The sequence below is a fragment of the Streptomyces sp. NRRL F-5126 genome (assembly GCF_000721265.1).
GTDB lineage: Bacteria > Actinomycetota > Actinomycetes > Streptomycetales > Streptomycetaceae > Streptomyces.
The window spans coordinates 1-724 of sequence record NZ_JOFZ01000052.1 but is presented as its reverse complement, the minus strand read 5'-3'; the positions used below and the strand labels follow the sequence as shown (position 1 = coordinate 724).

Genomic DNA, 724 nt, shown 5'->3' with positions numbered 1-724 from the left:
GCTGTAGGCGAGGCCCTGGCCCATCGCCATGACGGCCGGGGCGGCGACGACCAGGAGGACCGTGGCCGGGGTGCACAGGATCAGGAGGCCGACGGCGGCGATCAGCGCGTTGCGGAGCCAGGCCGGGATCGGCTGGGACGGCATCGGGACGACGACGGGCGGCTGCTGGGTCTGGGGGATGTAGACCGGCTGGCCCTGCGGGGTGTAGGCGACGGTCATGCCGGGCGGGACGGCGGGCAGCGGCTGGGGCTCGTAGTGCTGGATCTCGTGGTTCATGGCGGGTCTCTCCTTCACGCCGCGAGGGCGGCCGGGTCATCGGCGCACCCCGGGCAGCAGCCGAGGGACGTCGGGATCACGAAGTCGTAGGTGACGTGGCAGTCGGGGCAGGTGCGGCGGGCGCGCATCATGGCGGCGACCGCGCGCATCCGGCCCGGCGTCATCGGCCGGACGGGGGCGGCCAGGTCGATGCGGTAGAGGTAGGCGGCGCGGATCGGGCGGACCCGGGTGAGCGGGTCGCGCCGGCCGTGCCAGAGGATCTGGGCGACGACGTCCTGGCCGTTGGGGCGGAGGCCGCGGGCGCGGAGCTGGCGGCGCGTGGCCAGGCCCTCGGGGGCGAGGCGGCGCGGGTAGGTCGGGATGCCGAACGTCTCGCCGGTCGGGTCGTAGAACTTCACGTCGGTCACCTCCTTGGCTGGTCGTCGGGGTGTGGTGGGCTCGTGGGCTT

The 724-nt window shown here is 74.6% G+C and carries 1 protein-coding gene and 1 pseudogene; both read right to left on the bottom strand.

Going from position 1 to position 724, the window contains the following annotated elements:
* Positions 1-276, bottom strand: a pseudogene (locus tag IH48_RS0132245) (hypothetical protein); the annotation flags it as partial.
* Between the two features lie 14 nt (positions 277-290).
* A complete protein-coding gene (locus IH48_RS0132240; RefSeq protein ID WP_199806971.1) occupies positions 291-674 on the bottom strand; it encodes an RRQRL motif-containing zinc-binding protein in 384 nt (127 codons plus the stop codon).
* Positions 675-724 lie beyond the last annotated feature (50 nt).